This window comes from Paenibacillus campinasensis (assembly GCF_002272015.1).
Lineage (GTDB): Bacteria > Bacillota > Bacilli > Paenibacillales > Paenibacillaceae > Paenibacillus_AQ > Paenibacillus_AQ campinasensis.
In genome coordinates this window covers 14,703-32,968 of the sequence record NZ_NPBY01000026.1, presented here as the reverse complement: position 1 = coordinate 32,968, position 18,266 = coordinate 14,703, and the positions used below count along the sequence as shown (strand labels likewise).

Genomic DNA, 18,266 nt, shown 5'->3' with positions numbered 1-18,266 from the left:
ACCATACTTTTTGCTCATCATTCTAATTGAATCTGAAATAATTGCAAGAGTAATTTAATTATTTCCGTGTTCATCTCTCTCATTAATTCAATAAAAAAATCATACGTTTCTTTTGAAAGATCCATATCATAATATTTCAATGTAGAATCGTTGCTCGTTCTTCTATTTTACGGAGAGAGAAAAGTGTGTCTCTTTAACATTTAAAGGTCAATTTAACAAGCGATACTGGCATAAAGCCAGCCGCTCGGAGTGCTGATACTTCTCACTCTCACTAACCAGTTCATACAGCAGAGCTGCTGCCGATTTACTGCCGCGATGATACAACGCCTCGGCAACCTCGAACAGCTTAGGCACATAACTTAGATTGTCCAAGAGATATCGTGCTGCCTGATCGATGCAATCCAGCCGGCCAAGCTCTGCGCAGCGGAGCAGAAACGGGTGCAGCCTCCTCCAAGAAGAAGCGGAATAATAGAGACATTCGTCAATGTATAAATGAAAGAAATAGTCTTCAGGCAGATTCATGCCAGATGTAATTCGCTCCAGTTGCCCCATCGATATGGACTGCTTATGGTTGATAATTCTGCTAATAGTTCCTGAATTCAAACCTGTCCTGTTAGCAAACTGATTGATCGTCATCCCATTGCACTGCAAGTACTGTGCCAAATGATCGCGAATTGTAGCTGCTTCCTCCATAGGCCGCACCTCCTGACATTACATACAACTTGCTTTCATAGTAAGTAAATATATGGAATCGATCAATAGAAATCTACTTTCTTCCAAAGCTCAGGTTGTCAAAGCATGCGAAAAGAGCTACCTTATTGATAAGGAGTGAGCATCCATATTGAATATAAAGCCGATTCCGTGGTTCATATCGCTTCTCATGATCGGATGAGCTCCAAAAGCGACAGTATTATTAATTTAATGGATAAGGAGATATACGATGACACAACAGGCACTGCTCGTCATTGATGTTCAGAACGGAATGTTCCAGGAAGGAAATGCCGTATACAACGGAGATCAGCTGCTGCACCATGTGAATGAGCTATTAGCTAAAGCGCGTTCCAAGAACATTCCTGTCATCTACGTCCAGCATCAAGAGGCAGCCGGAGAACCTCTGGAATACGGAACCAGGGACTGGGAAATCCACCCTGATATCGCGCCTGCCCCGGATGACATCATCATTCATAAGAAAACGCCGGACTCTTTCCTTCATACTCCACTGGATGAGGAACTCAAGAAGCTTGGCATTGAGCATGTCATTCTCACGGGAATCAAGAGCGATCTCTGTGTGGATACCACCTGCAGAAGAGCATTCAGCATGGGATACAAAGTGACTTTAGCCTCGGATGCGCACAGTACGTGGGGCCATGAAGATATGACGGCAGCTCAAATTATCAAGCATCATAATGAAGTGCTGCGCTGGTTTGCCCGGGTCTACCCAAGCGAGGAAATTGTGTTCTGATTCCACAATAAAACCGGACGGCAAGGAGGCCACCTCCTTGAATCCGTCCGGTTTCTTTCGTTCACATAAAGCAAACTTCTCTTGCTCAGCCTCAGCGGCGGCGAAAGGCCTGCTGCCCATCCATCCGCCCGTTTACCTTGCTTCATCCCACATTACCGCTTCATAAACCCTTTCTGCTTCAGAAAATCCTGCATATGCAGTCTGACAGGCTCTGCGAGCCGCTTAGCCATCAACTGGGACCACGGCGCGGTGTTCGCACCATTCGTGCGCTCGGCCAAATAGGCCGAGGAGATCTCGTCATACGTCTTCACTTCCGCAAGCGCCCCCGGATCATAGCGATCCCGATGGAGCACCGCTGGCTGAGGAAGCCGCGGACGAAGTCCCGGTTCCTGGTCCGGATAGCCGAGGCACATGCCGAACACCGGGTAGACAAGCTCCGGCAGCTCCAGCAGCTCCGAGGCTTCGGCAATCGCATTGCGAATTCCGCCGATGTACACGATTCCCATGCCGAGCGACTCGGCGGCAACTGCTGCATTCTGCGCAGCCAGGGCGGCGTCCACCGTCGCCACAATGAAGTTCTCCGTCGAATCTTCATATGTCGGGCTGTCCCCCAGATGCGGCTCCGCACTCTTTTTCAACCGATACAGGTCCGCGCACCATACTAGGAATACCGGGCATTCCACGATATAGGCCTGATTTCCAGCCAGTCTGGACAGCGCCTGCTTCTTATCCGAATCCGTCACCGCAATCACGGTATAGGCCTGCACGTTGCTGGAGGTGGATGCCATTTGCCCCGCGGCCACAACAGCAGCCAGCTGCTCCTCGCTCACCGGCTTGTCCGAATATTTGCGGATCGACCGATGATTCATCAGTAATGCCAGCGTCTCATTCATCGCCAAACTTCCTCCTTCACCATATCACATTTCATATTGTAACAAGGGACACCTGCCGCGCAGGTGATTGTATCTTGCTCTTTGACTTACTCATTTATTATGAAACGCGGGCCCCGCTAGTGCAACTTCCCGCATCTGTCGGAAAGGGCTTTCATATTTCCTGCGCGCCCGGACCCATAGAACCAGGAACGCTGAGCTGCCCATCCCTCCCCGCCACGTTCCGGAGAACAAAAGCCCCCAAACCGCCATAGAGTCCATGACGTCTTGTTCGTTCCGGGCAAGCCCAAAATAAAATATACTCTGCACTCCCCTGCCCAGCAGAAAGGATCGGAGCTTAAAAAAACGGTGCAAAAAAACCGGCTCGCTGGATCAGCCACGGCCGGTTCATATGTCGAAAATTGGAGTTGTTGATAAATGTCGAAATATCAGGAAACGACGTCGTAGCCCTGTTCTTCGATAGCTTCCTTGAGCGAATCCAGACTCAGCTTCGACTCGTCGTACTCTACGGTTACCGTCCCCGCTGCCAGATCGACCTTGCCGGTTGCCCCCGCTTCCTTCAATGCGCCTTCAACGGAAGCTACGCAGTGATTACAAGACATCCCTTCCACAGTCAATGTCACCTGTTGCATGATGGTTTCCTCCTTGTTTCAAAGATTTAAGCTACTCCCACTGTACTATACCCCCCATAGGTATGTCAAAAGAAACAAGGACTATAGACTGCCTGTTTCTGAATTCTAAAAACACGAAAAAAGTAGGAAGATTTATCCTTTGTCCATGATATAATGATACATAAATCGCTAGATTTCTTGCTGATTATCCATTTTTTATAATTTTATCCTATCGAAATCCATCTCTATAATCGGATGCTGCTGCAGGAATTGCAAACCCGTTGTCGAACCTTCTATAACGAACACATGAAAGTTGAAAGTAGGAATCGATTATGGTCTTTGACGGCATTATTCTTGGATTATTTGTCGGATTGATCCGAGGCGGCCTCCGCCACGGCTTGCAGCAATTCAGCAGAATTCGCCTTAAGGGCGGCTTCATCTTCCCGATCCTTCTGATCGTACAGCTGCTGATCTTCCGATTCCAAGACAATTACGACTGGCTTGCATTAGCTAGTGGCTATGTTTTTATGCTGATTTACATTTTTGGCATGCTGTTTCTCTGGCTGAACAGAGAGCAGAAAGGCTTCTCCAGCATTCTGGCTGGTGTATTTCTGAATTTTCTGGTTATGGCTGTCAATGGTGGCAGAATGCCCGTATCCATCCAAGCCGTCGAAGCGGTCCTTGATCCGTATTATGTGGAAATCTTGCGCAACGGCTCGACCGTTACCAAGCACTATTTAATGGATGCTTCTACACGCCTGGCCTTTCTTGGTGACATTATCCCTCTGGCTCCGCCCTATCCAAGAAGACAGGTGATCAGCATCGGGGACATCATTATGAATATCGGCATCTTTATCTACATCGTGAACCTGATGACATCCGGCAAGAGTGCCGCTGCAAAGACGCTGAGCCGCACCCCTGATCGCTCTGAACATGCTGAACCACAAAATTTATAATACATCATACCAAGTTGAAGGGAGGGAAATACGAATGAAAAAGCTTGACCAGATTAAATATTCCCGCATTGTCATCAATGCGATCATCGTGGCTTCCGTAGTCATCGCACTGACTTCCGGTTACAGATTGGGAGGCGCAATGTGATCCAGGAAGAAACAGGCTGGTCTCTCAGCCTGTTTTTTTACGTCTTTAGCGTTGTCTTGCCGCCCAATATACCTTAAAATGTGGAGAAAAACCATTGCACTTTTTGAGGAGAAATCATTTATGTCCATTCTGAAGCGTCCACAAATCGCAGGACAATTGTACTTCGTTTTTATTTCTCTAATGGGCTGTCTGATATTTGTATTCATGCATCGAGGAGAATTTCTCCACTATACCCCATCTCAGTGGGTCTGGGTATATGCAATGCTGGGCGCTGCCATGATTCTGAACTATTTTACGTTTCAGCTCCCTCCCGAAGGGAATTTGCAGTCCATGGATTCTTCGATCTATCTGGCCTGCATCTTTATATATGGTGCCCCTTTCGCCCTGACCATCATTCTGTTTAATACGGTGGCAATGGCATTATATGACCGGAAAATTCCCGTTTGGAAGCATTTCGTAAATTTTTCGATATACACGCTCATGATTGCCGGCTCTGCGCTGATCTTTCAGGCTGCAGGCGGAATCACCGGGCCTATGGTCAACGACAAGTTCGGCGCTTATCTCGCAGCGCTGCTCGTATATTTCCTTATTAACGTATTCCTCATCGGATTTTACTACTACTTGCTGTACCGTGGATCTTTATATGACATTCTTAAAAATTTCATGAAAGATACCCTGCTCGTCTATTTGAGCACCCTGATTCTCTCACTTGTATTATCCGTGCTTATTGTGCACAACGGCATCTTCGGGCTTGCGCTGTTCATCGGGCTGAGCGTGATGCTCTCCTATTCCTTCAAGCAGCTGTTCAGCATGTACAACGAAGCCCAGGAAAAAGCCATCAAGGATCAGCGCACGGGCTTATACAACCACAGCTATTTCGAAAGCCTGCTGGATGCGGAGATCAAGAAAGCGACCGCTTCGAATACTGCACTATCGCTGGCTATGATCGATATCGATGACTTCAAAAAATACAACGACCAGTTCGGGCATCTGAAAGGCGACATGCTGCTCGGTTTCCTTGGCAGTTTTCTGAAAAAAGAATGCAAGGTTGCGGAAGTGGTCGCTTCCCGCTTCGGCGGCGAGGAATTTACGATTCTGATGCCGGGATACGATGAGAAGCATGCGGGCTTGTTCATCAATCGGCTGCGCAAAAAGCTCAATGACACTTATTTTGACGGTGTAGAGATTTTTCCTTCGGGATGCCTCTCCTTCTCGGCTGGTGTCGCCACGTATCAGGTCGATATTCATGACAAGTCCCAGTTCGTTGATCTGGCGGACCAAGCGCTCTATTATGCCAAGAAGCAGGGGAAGAACATCGTCCATGTTTACGGCAGCGCCTCCAAAAAGGAGTCCGAAATCGACTTCACCGAAGATGTGCGGGACATTGAACAACAGCTGAAGCTGTTCCTGTATAAAGACGTTGACACATTCAAGCATTCGAAAAGGGTGTTCCGCTATGCCATGGATATGAGCGAGGTTCTCGGGCTGACGAATACGGAACGGCGCAATTTTGTGCTTGGCGCTCTGATCCATGATATCGGCAAATTGGAGATCCCTTGGGGGATTCTGAATAAAAAGGACAAGCTCACGCCGGCGGAATGGGAAACGGTCAAGCGTCATGTAAGCTGGGGCAAACGCATTGCGGAAACCAACGACAGATTTAAAGAACTGGTGCCGTTTATCGAGCTTCATCACGAGCGTTATGATGGCCATGGATACCCGCATGGCTTCAAGGGCAAACAGATTCCGAAGCTGTGCCGGATGCTGACCATTATCGATTCCTTCGACGCCATGACCACCGAGAGACCGTACCAGAAAACGAAGACGTTCGAGGAAGGCATTGCCGAGCTGCGCCTCTGTGCAGGCACCCAGTTCGATCCCGAGCTCGTCGAGCTGTTCATCGCTTATATCGAGCAGCGCAGTTTGGAGCGTCAGGAGCCTGCTGCCGGTGCGGAAGTGTAATCATCTGCTTCCCCCATGTTTGAGCCGCCTCAAAAAAAGGTATAAAGGTAGTATCAACGGTAAATGAGGTGAGATCATGGCTGAGCATAAGAAGGATCTTCCACTGGATAACGGGCCGGGCAACCGGGACCATCCGGAACAGTACCCGACTGAGAAGGAAAGCCTGTTTGACAAATTCGAGAGCGAGCAGCACGTCGATCCGATCCCGATGGAGGATGTCATGCTGGAAATGGAAGAAGAACAGCAGCGCGATGGCACTTCCAAGAACCGTTCTTCCAGTCCTGCCAAGTACAACCGCGGCTTCTGAGGATACACAGCCGACCGTGAAAGCGAATCATTCGGGACTCCGTATAATGCGGAGTCTTTTTATTTTCTTCATTTTTCATTAATATAGAAGAGCGTAATACCATCAGTTCCATAATCGAAATGTCTTCACGATAAAAATAAAGAGTGGAGTGGAGCAACTTTGTTTTCCATATGGACGCTAAACCGAATGCAGCGAAAAATGCTGTTTTCGCTGATTGCTATTGTCCTTTGCATGTCTTTCCTGCTCGTCCTGACCGGCAGAAACAGCAGCTCCTACGATGTCAGCCGGGTCATGGAACAACGCTATATCGACAGCGCGGCATTGATCAGCCATTCCCATAGCAGCGATATCGATCTTGCGACAAGCGTCATGCCCGGTGTGCCTCTCATCATCGCGGGGCTTACCGCCCTCATTGGCAGCACCAGCAAAGCCCTGGTCGCGTACCAGCTGCTACAGTGTCTGCTGCACGCACTGTCGGTGTACCTGGTCTTTGTACTGTCCAGGTATATGTTCAATCCGAGAATCGCCTTTCTGGCCTGCCTGATCTATGCGCTATACTGGCCTGCCTATGGAGCCGTCCGGCTGATCTTGCCTGACATTACGATGCAGGCGCTGATGCTGCTGCTCGTCTGCGCAGTCATCGGCGCGCTTGAGCTGAAACAGGCGGGCTGGTATGTCGTCGCCGGAGCGCTGACTGCATTCATGGCCTGCTACAACCTGCAGGCGCTGCTTTATCCGGTCCTGTTCGTCGCCTTCTGGATCAGATACAGAAGCCCGCTCAAGGTGGTCGCCGGAGGCACGCTGCTGATTCTCGCCGGGTATGTCATCATCATGTCCCCCTGGCTATTGAACATCCCGCTATTGAATAAGTTGAAGGTTCTTCCAGGTCCGTGGAACCTCGCGCCGCTGTGGGTGGAGGCCCGCTATCTCGGCGAGCACACATTCACCCATCTGTACCGCAGCATCTTCGGAGGCCACACGACCCGCTACGCCAGCTCATTCGGGGATGAAGAGGCCCGCCGCGTCATGCAGTCGGCGCTCGATGCCGTACGGCTGCTGCTGCTCTATATCGGCGTGGGCGGCATCGTCTGGACCCTTTGGATGTACCGGCTCAAGCGCCAGCTGCCGGTGCTGCTAACGCTGCTGTATTTTTTGGCAGCCGAGTGGATGGTCCCTAGTCTGGACGGAACCGGCTTTCCGTATGCGGTCTTCCTGCTTCTCTATACCGCTTATTTGGCAGACAAGGCCATTCTGTATGCTCATAAGTCCAGGCTGCTGCGCAGCTGACCGATCCCGGTAGAGAATATTTTCTCGCACCGGGATTTTTATGTTATGGTATATTATGGATTCCTTATATTCTGAAATAGATGGAGGTTGGTATTGTGAAGAAAAAATGGACGACCATTCCTAGCTTTGTGCTAGGTGCCGTGGTCGGAACGGCATTAACGGCAGGAACAGCCGTTGGAGCAGCCTATTATTTGAAAGCGGTTCCGTCAGAAATCGCTGTAGTCGTTGACAACGAAGAGGTCAAGCTGTCTGCCCCGCCGGTTGTCATTGATAACAAGCTGTATGTACCGGTTCGTGAGTATTCGAATGCGCTCGGTTATCGGGTCAGTTCCGTCCAGTCCGACCAGATCGGCATAGTGAAAGAGGAGGGCCCAGAGAGCTCTGTTTCAGCCCCAGCATCCGATTTCCCGCCGCCTTCCTCTTCATCCTCGTATTCCCCTTCCGCGCCAAGCAGCCTTTTTGAAAGACAAATCGTGAGTGATTTAGGAGACCGGTTGAAGGTTAACGGTGAAATCATCATCGAGAAGATCTTTCTGATGGTTGCTGCCGGGGAAATTACGCTCGTGTCCAAGGACGAAGCGACAGGCAACGGCCTGCTGCATTACATCATCATGAGTGAGAACGAATCTCTCTACGAACCTGTCGTGAACCTCGACGGACAGGCTGGCAATCTGGATTATAACCTGCGCAATCTGGAGGGGCAGACGCCGCTTCATATGGCCGTTATCCATCAGAGCGACTTCTATCTGGATAAACTGCTGAACGTGCACCAGGTCGATGCCACCATCAAGGATGCGCACGGCAAGATGCCGCTTGATTACGCCGACAAAGGGAGCGCGATCTACGAGAAGCTGGAGAAATATCTCACCTCCCGCTAAGTTCTTCCCTTCCGGCGCATAATCCGTTACACTGGGTAAGCATGTCTTTGAACAGACCTGTACTCTCGATTTACATATCACTTTTGATTGGTGAGTTTCATGACATCTAACCCTTTTTATAAACGCCCATACGGCAGTATTAGCAGAAGTATCCCTTTTGCGAAGCTGGCTTCGAGCGAAACGAGCAGAACCATCCTTCGCGATGACGAGCCGGACGCTTCTTTCTTCCGCGGTCTGGAGTCGGCGGGCCTGCACCTGAACCGGGCGCAGCTGCAGGCCGTTCGGCATCTGAACGGTCCGCTGCTGACCCTGGCCGGAGCCGGATCTGGCAAAACCTCCGTTCTGGTCAGCCGAACGGGCTATTTAATTGCATGCGGGAACGTGGACCCCGCCTCTATTCTGCTCGTGACCTTCTCCTCCAAGGCAGCTGCCGAGATGAAGGAACGGATTCTGTCCCTGCCCGGGCTGAATTCATCCGACGCCAGCAAGGTGACGGCCAGAACTTTTCATTCCTTCTTCCTTTATTTACTGCGTACACGCGGCTACAGGCAGAAAATACTCAGCAGTTCGCGCCATCAGCAATTCATCATCAAGATGATATTGCGGGAGATGGGGCTGCAGGACAGCTATGATGCCGAAACGCTGCTCTCCCTATGGTCCGCTTATCGCATGAATATGGTCGGTCTGGATGAACTGACCGTGAAGACGCCGGCAGAGGTGGAGCAGAAACAGATTTTTGCCCGCTATGAGGCCTGGAAGCAGGAGCATGAGCACATGGATTTTGACGATATTCTGGTCTGGTCCTACCAGCTGCTGTCCACGGACGATCGGCTTCTCTCTTCCTTGCAGCGGCGTTTCCGGTATGTGATGGTGGATGAGTTCCAGGACACGGGGCTGCTGCCTTATGAGCTGCTCAAACGAATCGTAGCCCAGCACCGCAACCTGATGGTGGTCGGGGACGATGATCAGACGATCTACAGCTTCAACGGGGCGCGCAACGAGTTCATTCTCGAGTTTGACCAAACCTTCCCGGGCGCCAGAATCGTCACGCTGGATACCAACTACCGTTCTCTCTCCTCGATTGTCGGGCTCGGCAACGAGCTGATCCGGTTCAATCAGAAGCGCCGTCCGAAACAGCTGCGCTCCACCCGCAAAAGCAGCAGCGTGCCGTTATATGTGCGTCCGGAGGACCCGGACCGGGAAGCCGAGTTGCTGCTGGCCCATATTACAGACCAGGTCAAGGAGCATGGCCGGTCCTTCCGGGATTTCGCCGTGCTGTACCGGACGGGCAATGACAGCCGCGCCTTCTTCGAGCAGCTGGTGATGCGCGAAATTCCGTTCATTCATTACGAGCACACCGAGCTGTTCTACGAGCAGTGGATCGTCAAGCCGGTGATGGATCATCTGCGCCTGTCGCTTCATCGGCGCAATTTCACCGCGATGGAGGGCCTCATCCATACGTTGTACATCAACCGCGATGCCGGGATGTCGTTCATTCGCGAGAAGGACGCGCCAAGGCCGAAGAAAGGGCCGCTCGCCCATCTGCTCTCTTATCCGGGGTTGAAGCCCTATCAGATCGAGTCGATCCGGGCAAGATTGAAGCTCATTCGCACGCTCCATGCTCTCGCTCCGGTGGATGCGATCAAGGAGATCCGGCTGCGATTTTACAACAAGTTTCTGGAGGCGGACGAGCGGCAGGAAGCTACGCTGCATAAAGAATTTATTCAGGAGAGTCTGGACGAGCTGGAGGCATCTGCCAAACGATTTGAGCGTGTGGAGGACTTTGTGGAGTTTGTTGACCGCCTGATCGTGGTGCACCGGGAGATGGCAGCCATGAAACGGGATGAAGACGCCGACGCCATCAAGCTGATGACGATTCATAAGTCCAAGGGGCTCGAGTTCCCGTCCGTCTGTCTGATCGGCGCGTCAGAAGGCATACTCCCCCATTCATCAGCGCTCCATGCCGAGAAGCTGGACGATCATCACCCGCTGGCCAGCAAGGAGGAGAAGGCCGCAGCGGCGCTGGAAGAGGAGCGGCGGCTGGCCTATGTGGCGGTTACCCGGGCCAAGGATGAGCTGATCATCAGCTCCCCGGCTTACTGCCGGGGACGCAAGACTGAGGTATCCCGCTTCTTCCGGGATGTCTTCGCCCGGGATGAGCAGCGTGAAGAATCAGCCGCTGCCGTCCGGCAAACGGCTGCTTCCTCCTCGAAAGCCACACTTTCCACCTGACATAGGAAGAGGAAGACCAATAAGCCCAACAGCGATTGCTGTTGGGCTTATTGATTTCATCCCCGGTATAGGTTGATTAACCAAGGGGGCGAACCATCTAGTGGTGAATGAGGCGCCGGGAGAGCTTCGAGGTCGAGGAAGGACCATCAAACTCTAACGGCTGCGGCCCTGCGGCAGCTACAGCACTTTGGTCATAAACACACTGTTCGGGTCCGCTTCATAGTCTGCAAACGGGTCACAATAGGAAAAGCCGAAGCTTTCATACAATCTGCGCGCCGCGTCAAAAGCCTCCATCGAGCCTGTCTCCAGGCTCACCTGACGGTATCCGCGCTGCCGCGCTTCTTCCAGCAGATGGGCGAGCATATGGCGGGCGACACCCTGTCTGCGATGTGCGTGAGCCGTACGCATCGATTTGACCTCGCCATGCTCGCGACCCAGTTCCTTGAGCGCGCCGCAGCCAGCCAGCTCCCCCTCGATCCAGAGGCTCCAGAACGTGACGTCCGGTTTCTTCAGCCCTTCCAGATCAAGGGCATGCACGCTTTCCGGCGGAGAGGTCTCAAACATATGATGCAGGTGCTCGCTAATAAGGGCCCTGATTTCCGACCCGCTTAAATCATCCCGTCTGATTTCCATGTCATGTTGGCTCCATTCTATTTCATGTCAGGCTGGGCGCCTGCTGTCTTTCCACCACCCTTAGCACCATTATCCCTTTGGTTCAGGGAGAAGCCTGATCAAACGGCATCATCATCATGCTAAGGCTGAGTCTCCGGACGCGAGTCCGCGTTCCCGCGCCCTTACTTCGGCTGAATGTAACCTTCCGCCTTCAGCAGCTCGGCAATCAATACCGCACCGCCTGCGGCGCCGCGCAGCGTATTGTGCGACAGCCCGACGAATTTGTAATCATACAGCGTATCTTCGCGCAGACGGCCTACCGAGACGCCCATGCCGCGCTCAATGTCGCGGTCCAGCTTCGTCTGCGGTCTGTTCTCTTCCTCGAAATAGGTGATGAACTGCTTCGGTGCGCTTGGCAGCTCCAGCTCCTGCGGTCTTCCTTTAAACTGGCGCCAGCGATCGATAATCTCATCCTTCGTCGGCTTGTTGTCAAACGAGACAAACACGGTCGCCAGATGGCCATCGGTAACCGGAACCCGAATGCATTGGGTCGTGATAATTGGCGAGCTCGCTTTCACAATCTGGCCGTTGTCAATGCTGCCCCAGATGCGCAGCGGCTCCTGCTCACTTTTCTCTTCCTCGCCGCCGATGTACGGAATTACGTTGTCCAGCATTTCAGGCCAGTCGTTGAAGTTCTTCCCGGCCCCGGAAATCGCCTGGTACGTAGAAGCCACCACATTCACCGGCTGATACTCCCGCAGCGCGTGCAGCGCAGGCACATAGCTTTGAATGGAGCAGTTCGGCTTCACCGCAATGAATCCGGTTTTCGTCCCCAGACGCTTGCGCTGCGCTTCAATGACCTCGATATGGCCGGGGTTGATCTCAGGAACGACCATTGGCACGTCCGGCGTCCAGCGGTGAGCCGAGTTGTTGGAGATCACCGGCGTGCCTGTTTTGGCATAAGCCTCTTCCAGCGCTTGAATCTCATTCTTCTTCATATCGACCGCGCAGAAAATAAAGTCAACGCCTTCAGCGACCTCTTCCACCTTGGAAGCATCCTGAACAACGATCGATTTCACGTTCTCCGGAATCGGTGTATCCAGTTTCCATCTGCCTTGAACAGATTCCTCATACGTTTTGCCCGCCGAGCTGCTGCTGGCAGCAATCGCGGTCACTTCAAACCAAGGGTGGCCGTCCAGCAGCTGGACAAACCGCTGCCCCACCATTCCTGTTCCGCCGACAATTCCGGCTTTTAGCTTTTGAGACATATCAGTTCATTCCTTTCCTCTATGTGTATTTCATGATTCGCCTGTTCCTTCAGCTGTTGTTCGTCTGATCCGACTTCGCACGATTCCTTCTACTAGAACACTATTCCGACGGCAAGCCTGCGGTGTGTGTTCTCTCCTGAAGTGTGCTGCATTTTTCCATTTCATGATCCAAATAAAAAAATCCCACCCCCAAGACCGCGGTCTTAGGGACGAGATCGGATCCTCGTGGTACCACCCCAGATTTGCCAATATGTCACCATATTGACCTCATCGAGTACGGCATTTCTTCAGCAATGCATAATACTCTAGCTCTGTAACAGGAGCTCCTGTCACACCATCCCTGCTCACAGTTCCGATGTGCTGCTCAGAGGCTTTATTCAATAATGAGTTCTTTACTCCTTCCCAGCTGACCGGAGCTCTCTGCAAAAGAAAATCATTATCTACTCATCTCGTCATCGCATTTATTACAATTATAATATACAAGAAAGCCGTCCGGGGCAAACATTTATTTCTGGATATTGCAAAAATATCGGACCGAACCGCTCCCCGCACAGCCGATCAACAGCGCGCATAAAACACCCTATCTTGCTCCATATTCCCCGCCAGGATACAGTGTGGAGTGGGACAGCCGCTTCGGCTGCGGCAGCGGTGTGCCTGACGGCGGGGCTGCCGGATCGATGGGGCTGCTCGCGTAAATGGCCGCGACCGCATCGGTATAGACAATGACCTGCTCTGTCTCCAGCCCAAAGATCGGACCATGAACGACATATCCATCCAGCGGAAACTCGGCCACCACGTTCATAAACCCGTCATACAGCGAGGGATGGACCCCGCCGCCGCGCCGGTAGGCCAGGATGTAATCCGGTGCATCCGCGCTCCAGCGGCTGAGCGTCTCGGCAATGGTGAGCCAGCCGCTCGTCGATCTCGCTTCCTTCCACAGTTCCCGTCCCTGCTCATCCAGCAGGAAGAGCGCATCCTTGCCCTTCAGCCCTTTGCCGTCATCCTCGCGGGTGATCCGGTCGAGCCCGGCAATCTGCAAGCCAGGCAGGTCGGTGCGGAACTTACCAAGCGCAATATGCTGGGATTCCACCGAGCCCTCGTACCGCCACAGCTCGCTGCCGTTTCGGTCGTACATCACCGTCACACTGCCGCCGATCACCAGCTCCGGCTCGCCGTCCCCATTGACGTCGCCGACCCAGATGCAATCCGCATGGTCGTCCAGGTTCCGGCAGGACCAGCGCAGCCTGCCGGTGTGATCCAGCAAATCGTAGCCCGCCATAACCTCGTCGTATCCGTCGCCATCCAGATCGTACACCCAGGGGTAGTGGCCGACATTTCCCTTATGTGTCCACAGCACCTCTCCGTCGCGATTCAGCGCCCACATGCGCTCATAACGGTCCTTCAGCAACAGATCTGAGGCATGCGCTCCGCCAGAAAGATTGGCAACGATAATGCAATCATGGGCGTGCGGATCCGGAAGCAGAAATGACGATTTCACACGCCCGGTGGCGCCATCGAGCATCTGCAGTCGGCCATCCATGACGCAGAGCACCTCCAGCGCGCCGTCTCCGTCAATGTCGTAGATTTGCGCCGGGTAATCCGAGCCCGGGCTGCCGGCCGTTTCGCTCGGCGTCCCGTGCTGCCACAGCTGGCGGCCGCTCAAGTCATAAGCCGTCAGGCACTGCACCTGATGCGGAATATACCGCACATCCTGCCGGTCGTCCGGCTGGACCAGCAGCATCTCCATCCGCCCGTCTCCGTTCAGGTCTCCCAGCAGCATTTTGCATCTGGGCCCGGCGGCGGATATATCCACCTTGGCAATCTCGTAGACTTCCTTCACCTAGCTCGTCCTCCTTCATTCGTTGGAATTCGTTGAATGAATCGCATGTGTGTTCGTGGGACCAGAAGTTATGTCTCTCAAGCTCCTGCCGTACTTAAACCGTTGAATGCTCAAATACGCCAAGTTCCCCTTACCCTATGCCTCTATGTCACCTCATAGACTGTCAGATTGGCGTATTCCGCTATGAGCGGGGCCATCTGGCGGAACCCGACTCTCCCTCCCGCCAGCGGCGGGCCATAACGGGCCCCGTCATCCATCCAGGAGAACACCTGCAGTCCGTTGACAGAGAACGTCACCTGTGCGCCTTGCTTGAGCGCCAGCAGCCGGTACGGCCCTGCGGCATCGGCCGTGCCCGGGATCGGGTCGGCCCCCTGGGCAACGAGGTGAAAGCCGTAACTTTTGCGGAAATTGCATGTATGAAAGCTTCGCTCCTCCGGCCACCGCCGCCGAAAATAGGAAATATGCAGCGCATGCATCTCTCCATGATGATACTGCTCATACACTCCCGTTCTTGGCGCCAGTACAGGATCGAACAGATCCCGCCCCCCGGCGCCTACAGCCGCCAGAAACATGATAGCAAGCCCGGGCTCGCGGATCGGCCAAAACTCCCATGTAATAGCAATATCAGGCGGGAACTCCTCCGGGCACCAATATACAAAGTTAGCCTTCTGGCCTTCCTCCGCCTGACGGACACTTTCCAGGCGCATCCTCCCCAGCGGAAAAGTAACCGCCCCCGCCCCCTCCATCCGGAAGCCAGCAATGCAATCCGGCGAATGGAGCGGGTTATGATACAGGAGCTTCCAATTGTCAGGCACCGTTTGGTGTGCCTGAGATGATGAATGATCCGTTTCATATGGGGTATCCATGCAGCTCCGCCTCCCTTAATACACAAGTTGAAACGACCGGCGATACGCATGCGGTGCGATCGGTGATACACCATGCTGGTGTGACCGGCAGCACACATGCGATGCGACCGGCTGCGTTTATGCCCGGCTAAGCTGATCCGCCAAAGCCGCCGCTTCCTCCAGCTTCTCCGGCAGCGAATTGCCGATCAGCTCCAGGCTGATGATCGTGTTCAGCGACCACTGCGAGGCTTCGTTCGTATTCATCCAGTCAATTTCCCGCAGCTCCCGTACATGGGTTACCAGCTGCTCCTTCTCTTTCAGATCGGTCTGGCCGAACGGATTGCCAAGCAGAATCGACCAGCAGCGCGCCGCCGTTGCGGCATGGTTGCGGTAATAGGCTCCGTAAGCGGCGATGGCCACGCTCAGCACCGGGTGCTCGAACCGCAGCGGCTCGCCGGTGATCACGCCATTGGTCAGGGCTGATTTCTCCTCGGATGGCAGGTTGTAGAATACGCCGAACTCAGCCAGCATATCCTCCCATTCCGGGTCCTCCAGCATTTCGGCCAGCTCGAACCACACCTGCGGTCCGCCCATGCAGATCGCCAGATGGCGGCCCCAGTTGTCATCGCCCATGCCCGTCAGCACTCCCGTCTTCGGATCGTAACCATACGTCGGGCCTGACAGCAGCCGGAAATTCGCCTGCTTAATGCTGTTGATGCCAGTTATGATTTTGTCCCTGTATGCCGTGTCGCCATGCCGCTCCCACCAGGTCATCCAGTTCGAGCTGAACGCTGCCCAATCCGGCCCCACCCGAATGTGCGTCGGGAATTCATCCTTGGGAAAATAAGCGCGCATCGGGTCCAGCGTGACCGTAGCGTAATCCGCGTCTCTGACTTCGTCCATGATATCGCCGATCCGCTCGTCGGCCGTCAGGTAGTAGTAATAACGGTGCAGGCCTGCCATAGCAATTCTCGCTTCCTTGCAGCCACAGCCCCAGTGCACCACATTATGCCTGGAGCCAAGCCCGGCGTATTCTCCAAAATGGTACACGTCCACCTCGCTCGTATGCCGCGTCATCGCCTCTGCCAGCCGGAACACGTCTTCCCTTCCGGAGCGGAGGAACATGTACCAGAGCCACATATTCGGCGCAAGCTCCGTGTTCTGCCAGGCACAGCCCCCTAAATCGTAATTCCACACATGCCGGACCGGGTCATAGCTGTGCATGAAATCGCCATAATCCCAGAAGCCGTACCATCTGCGCTGCTCCGCCTCACGCTGGTAGTACGCGATAATGCCATCCAGCCGGTCCTCCAGATAAGCCTTTACCGGCGTGCTGCGATCCGGCAGGCTCCACGGCCCAAAAGCCCGGGTATCGTGATAATGCTCCGGGGTGCATACCAGCTGCGGCGGACACGCAGCCGCTTCGGCCATCCGCCGCAGCTCGTCCTCCCCGGGTGTATCGGCCGTGCACCACAGCATTAGCTCGTGGGTATTCGCAATCCCATACGGCGTGGCACGCAGCTCCTCTGCCCCTTCATAGGCGGATTCCACATGCGTCTTCGTATCGTAATGTCGCAGATCCATGCGCGGCGCTTCCGGCGACCAGAACCAGGCGGTGAAGCGGGCGCTGCCACCCGCCGGAACCGTTGCTGCTTCCACTTCCAGCCCGGCCGGATGCTTCTGCCAGAAATCCTTCATCCCGACCGAAAGCCCCCCGCCTTCGCCGCCCAGATACCCGATGCCGCATGCCCGCCTTCCTTCCGCTGCCTTCACCGCACTGCAGCCTGCTTGCGTCCGTTTCGAGATTCGGTAATGATCTGCGGAGGCTTGCACTAGGCTGAAGCTGTCCCACTGCGCCGAATCATCCAGCAGCCCGAGGAAGTAGGCATCGTCCTCCGGCGTGAAGCTCACGATGCGCCCTGCCGTCTGATCCCGATACAACGCCAGATAACGGCCTTTGGTACGGCGGGTATGGAGCGACTTCGGTGACTCGCTGAATATCCCCGTATCGCCGCCGAACCGGATATGCCGATTGTACAGTTCACCTCGCATCGGGACGCTAAACACCATCCCGAGCCCCCGAATATAATCCTCCGCCGGGTTGCCGTCATAGTGAAAGGTATGGACCATCCGGATCGAGTCCAGCCCAGCATAGAAATACAGCCGCAGCGAATACGGCAGCCAGGCGCGAGATCCGCTCCGGGAGCGATGCCTTCCCTCCAGCTTGATCACCGCCCGTACGGGCCCTGCCTGCTCCAGCTTCGCCCGCAGCGTCTCCCCTTCAAAGCGCTCCTGCTGCAGCGTCATAAGCCCGGTGACGCCGCTCTCCTTCTCCCGGATCGCGACAAGCCGCCCGCCGCTGCAGATGTCGCGGCCTTCCCGGACGATCCGGTCGATGATCCCCGGCCCCTGCTTAGGCACGCGGCAGGTGATCACCCCGGTATCGACGATGTATGCCTCCGGCGTATCGCGCACCAGCACGCCCCGGCGGCCGGCCTCGGGCTTATCCAAGGCCCCTTCCGGCGCTGAAGCCAAGGCCAGCCTGTAGCCGGAGGGAGCCGGGCGCTGGCATACCGCTGCATGCGCCGACCATTTGATGCTGCCGTCAGGCCAGAAGGCAGCCGGCCAGCTCTGCACCTGATGCCGCTCGGGCTCGCCGGACGCCTCCTCCAGCTGCAGGAGTGCAAGCTGCTGCTTAGACAACTCCCCTTTTTTCCATGGAACTCCCCATGTTACACCGGTCGCCACCTCCGGCTGTGTCAGCCAACGCAGATCGATGGATACTGGCGAAACCATTCGTGCCTTCATCCCTATCATCTCCCGTCTAAGAGTCGTACCCCCAGTGTAGAAGGCCCCGGGCTTGCAGGCAATTGGACTTTCTTGCGCATACCGCCGTGCGGTGCGGCCCTTTGCTTGCACATTTTTATCCGCTTTGGACATTATTGTCCGGTGGATTTCGGGATCGTTCAGC

Annotated in this window: 15 protein-coding genes and 1 other annotated feature; of the genes, 7 read left to right on the top strand and 8 right to left on the bottom strand. The window is 54.2% G+C overall.

What is annotated here, in order from left to right:
• Positions 1 to 207: 207 nt before the first annotated feature.
• Positions 208 to 693, bottom strand: coding sequence for a helix-turn-helix domain-containing protein (locus tag CHH67_RS07630; protein ID WP_095264576.1), 486 nt, complete (start codon positions 691 to 693; stop codon positions 208 to 210).
• A gap of 247 nt (positions 694 to 940) precedes the next feature.
• On the opposite strand from CHH67_RS07630, the gene CHH67_RS07625 reads away from it, so the two are divergent.
• The gene (locus CHH67_RS07625; RefSeq protein ID WP_095264575.1) at positions 941 to 1,462 is read left to right on the top strand and encodes a cysteine hydrolase family protein; all 522 of its coding nucleotides are present in this window, start codon (positions 941 to 943) and stop codon (positions 1,460 to 1,462) included.
• Between the two features lie 152 nt (positions 1,463 to 1,614).
• On the opposite strand, the gene nfsA is transcribed toward CHH67_RS07625, so the two are convergent.
• Both nfsA and CHH67_RS07615 read right to left on the bottom strand, forming a co-directional pair.
• Positions 1,615 to 2,355: an oxygen-insensitive NADPH nitroreductase gene (nfsA, locus tag CHH67_RS07620; RefSeq protein ID WP_095264574.1), complete on the bottom strand. Its 741-nt coding sequence runs from the start codon at positions 2,353 to 2,355 to the stop codon at positions 1,615 to 1,617.
• A gap of 425 nt (positions 2,356 to 2,780) precedes the next feature.
• Positions 2,781 to 2,984, bottom strand: a complete 204-nt coding sequence (locus CHH67_RS07615; protein ID WP_095264573.1) for a copper ion binding protein — start codon at positions 2,982 to 2,984, stop codon at positions 2,781 to 2,783.
• Between the two features lie 311 nt (positions 2,985 to 3,295).
• Between CHH67_RS07615 and CHH67_RS07610 the strand changes: the two genes are divergently transcribed.
• The 6 genes from CHH67_RS07610 (at position 3,296) to CHH67_RS07585 (ending at position 10,730) form a co-directional block, all read left to right on the top strand.
• Positions 3,296 to 3,919 (top strand): DUF5317 domain-containing protein, encoded by a 624-nt coding sequence (locus tag CHH67_RS07610; RefSeq protein ID WP_095264572.1) that lies wholly within the window; start codon positions 3,296 to 3,298, stop codon positions 3,917 to 3,919.
• 265 nt (positions 3,920 to 4,184) lie between these two features.
• Positions 4,185 to 6,026: a bifunctional diguanylate cyclase/phosphohydrolase gene (locus CHH67_RS07605; RefSeq protein WP_095264571.1), complete on the top strand. Its 1,842-nt coding sequence runs from the start codon at positions 4,185 to 4,187 to the stop codon at positions 6,024 to 6,026.
• Positions 6,027 to 6,102: 76 nt separating this feature from the next.
• Positions 6,103 to 6,333, top strand: a complete 231-nt coding sequence (locus CHH67_RS07600; RefSeq protein WP_095264570.1) for a hypothetical protein — start codon at positions 6,103 to 6,105, stop codon at positions 6,331 to 6,333.
• Positions 6,334 to 6,519: 186 nt separating this feature from the next.
• Positions 6,520 to 7,620: an ArnT family glycosyltransferase gene (locus tag CHH67_RS07595; protein WP_230875597.1), complete on the top strand. Its 1,101-nt coding sequence runs from the start codon at positions 6,520 to 6,522 to the stop codon at positions 7,618 to 7,620.
• A 95-nt stretch (positions 7,621 to 7,715) separates the two neighbouring features.
• The gene (locus CHH67_RS07590; protein WP_095264568.1) at positions 7,716 to 8,498 is read left to right on the top strand and encodes an ankyrin repeat domain-containing protein; all 783 of its coding nucleotides are present in this window, start codon (positions 7,716 to 7,718) and stop codon (positions 8,496 to 8,498) included.
• A 99-nt stretch (positions 8,499 to 8,597) separates the two neighbouring features.
• Complete coding sequence (locus CHH67_RS07585; protein ID WP_095264567.1) at positions 8,598 to 10,730, top strand: ATP-dependent helicase; 2,133 nt, start codon at positions 8,598 to 8,600, stop codon at positions 10,728 to 10,730.
• Positions 10,731 to 10,907: 177 nt separating this feature from the next.
• Here the strand turns inward: CHH67_RS07585 and CHH67_RS07580 are convergent, their stop codons facing one another.
• The 5 genes from CHH67_RS07580 to CHH67_RS07560 form a co-directional block, all read right to left on the bottom strand.
• Entirely contained in the window at positions 10,908 to 11,363 is a 456-nt protein-coding gene (locus tag CHH67_RS07580) for a GNAT family N-acetyltransferase (RefSeq protein ID WP_095264566.1), read from the bottom strand.
• A gap of 161 nt (positions 11,364 to 11,524) precedes the next feature.
• The gene (gene asd / locus CHH67_RS07575; protein ID WP_095264565.1) at positions 11,525 to 12,610 is read right to left on the bottom strand and encodes an aspartate-semialdehyde dehydrogenase; all 1,086 of its coding nucleotides are present in this window, start codon (positions 12,608 to 12,610) and stop codon (positions 11,525 to 11,527) included.
• A 202-nt stretch (positions 12,611 to 12,812) separates the two neighbouring features.
• Positions 12,813 to 13,075: a binding site (T-box leader), on the bottom strand.
• Between the two features lie 115 nt (positions 13,076 to 13,190).
• Positions 13,191 to 14,390, bottom strand: a complete 1,200-nt coding sequence (locus CHH67_RS07570) for a hypothetical protein (protein WP_244908122.1) — start codon at positions 14,388 to 14,390, stop codon at positions 13,191 to 13,193.
• Between the two features lie 203 nt (positions 14,391 to 14,593).
• A complete protein-coding gene (locus tag CHH67_RS07565; protein ID WP_095264563.1) occupies positions 14,594 to 15,316 on the bottom strand; it encodes a DUF1961 family protein in 723 nt (240 codons plus the stop codon).
• Between the two features lie 117 nt (positions 15,317 to 15,433).
• Positions 15,434 to 18,091 carry an exo-rhamnogalacturonan lyase family protein gene (locus CHH67_RS07560; protein WP_095264580.1) on the bottom strand — a complete coding sequence of 886 codons (2,658 nt, stop codon included), beginning with the start codon at positions 18,089 to 18,091 and terminating at the stop codon, positions 15,434 to 15,436.
• Positions 18,092 to 18,266: the final 175 nt, after the last annotated feature.